Genomic DNA, 1,876 nt, shown 5'->3' on the forward strand with positions numbered 1-1,876 from the left:
AGAGCTGTTCAGAATTACAGTAATATGCCTTTGCTGGGTGCTGAATAGTTACAAATGTCCAATTGCGCATGACGTGTCATGGGCATTGGTAGTCCGGTTTTTCAGTAACCAGCCATAATGAAAATGCCACACACCTTCCGGGAGGCTATCCCGGGGTGAACTGCCCTGCGTGGTAATTACTCCCGGGTTGCTGTGCCTGCTTGAAAGGAAATGGTAGTAATATCTGATTAAACGGTCATAAAAAAAGGTTCAGTCATATCGCAAAAAAGCAGGGCTAAATTGCCACCAATAAGTAGTTGGCCGGATTGGCTTCAAGATTGCCAACGGTGCTCCTGCAGTTTACCAATAATGGTTTCCGCCTCAGGACGTTGATCGGGATCTTTCTCAATCATTCCGTTAATCAGTTCTGCCAGCACATGGGTTGAGGGTTGCTGGCAATGGGGTTCAGCGAGTGTTACCGGTAATCTCTGCTGGTAGTGCCTGGAAAATTCTTGCCAGGTGTGCACAGTCAGTAAGTTTGCATTCATCATAATCTCGACAAGGGAGATGCCAGCGGAGTATATGTCGGCACTGTAATACTGTGGCTTTCTTGCCTTCACCTCTGGCGCTGAATAGAGTTCAGAGCCCGATGCATCGGATGGAAAGCGGTAGTCAATCACTTGGTGGGCATTACCAAAATCGGCAATTCGCAGGCGATTTTCATCCATATCAACCAGCAGATTGCTTGGCTTGATATCCCGGTGCAGAATGTGGTTCTGTTTCAGCACCGCCAGACCCCGGGCCAGATCAAATAACCAGGAGATGATTGTGGGAACCAGCTTGTCGGATTCTACCCGGGTGATCGCCCGGGTCATCGTCAACCCCCCATCCCTGGTGCACAGATGCGTGGTGTAGGTCTGTGGGTCAATGGTTCCCTTGAAGCCATGAAAATTGATAACATTGTCGCTTTCCAGGGCGGCCAGGGAGTTCAGGATCTCGGCCTCCAGACAATCAGCATCATACGCCGCCTTCGCATCATCATCACTGGAATCAATACTGCGGCTGCGGATTATCAACCCCTTCCTGTTCTGACCCTCTGGCAAGTATCTGACCACCTTGAGCGCCCGGCCGATGGCGGGTTCGTCGTCATCAATCAGAATTTCACTGTTGGTTGCATTGGAAGGATCTGGCATTTTGCCCAGTGAAATGGCTTCCGGTAGCTGTTTCGTTGCCAGCTCCTGCAGTGGTAAATTGTCACAACTGCCGGTTAAGGACTCACTGTCAAAGCCTGATGAACTGTCGACATCTTCGTGCCCCTCAAAGACAATCTCCGCCTCATTCCCATCTTCCCGGCGGCCAATGGCATTCAGGCTGCCGCCATAGCCAGGAAGGCTAAAGTCATCATCGCTGCTGCTGGTATCACTATCGAACCCGGAAGTATGGCCATCATATTCATCGTCGGACCAGTCCACATCGGAGTCAGCCGCTATTGATACCTGCCGCTCCCATAAACCCGCTTCTTCGTGCTGCAGGATGGGCTGCTCAGGTATCGCCGTTCCCTGTTCAGTGGTATCCACCGTCTTGTCGTTGTGCTGTCCTTGCAGCGTCAGTTTGTCGACCTGACCGGTCGCCTCCGGAGATTGATTCCTCTGCCCCTTGGAGACTCCATCCATTAAAGCCACCTGATTATGTTGTAACATTTAACTATTTTTCGACCAGTGTGCCGCAGTTTGAATGGCTTGTCCTTGTCCGGGCTTCTGCGCTTAAAACTACCTTGGACAGGTAACAGGCGGCAAGGCTATCCTTTTTTTGGCTGGTCTTTTGATGGATATCCCGTAACTCATCTACACAGGGCGACAGAATCGGTCGAACGATCATCCCGATAATAGGATATTTA

2 protein-coding genes are annotated in these 1,876 nt (G+C 50.6%); both read right to left on the reverse strand.

Annotated elements, in window-relative coordinates; all coding sequences use genetic code 11:
* Positions 1–311 precede the first annotated feature (311 nt).
* The gene (locus KDK14_RS03260; protein ID WP_257263589.1) at positions 312–1,652 is read right to left on the reverse strand and encodes a protein kinase; all 1,341 of its coding nucleotides are present in this window, start codon (positions 1,650–1,652) and stop codon (positions 312–314) included.
* 31 nt (positions 1,653–1,683) lie between these two features.
* Positions 1,684–1,876, reverse strand: a 193-nt coding sequence (locus KDK14_RS03265) for a hypothetical protein (RefSeq protein WP_257263590.1), incomplete at its 5' end; no start/stop codon positions are given.

The organism is Endozoicomonas sp. ONNA2, assembly GCF_024606365.1.
Lineage (GTDB): Bacteria > Pseudomonadota > Gammaproteobacteria > Pseudomonadales > Endozoicomonadaceae > Endozoicomonas.

Coding starts and splice junctions, on each gene's coding strand:
- KDK14_RS03260 (WP_257263589.1), bottom strand. CDS start 1,652: ATGGATGGAGTCTCCAAGGGGCAGAGGAATCAATCTCCGGAGGCGACC.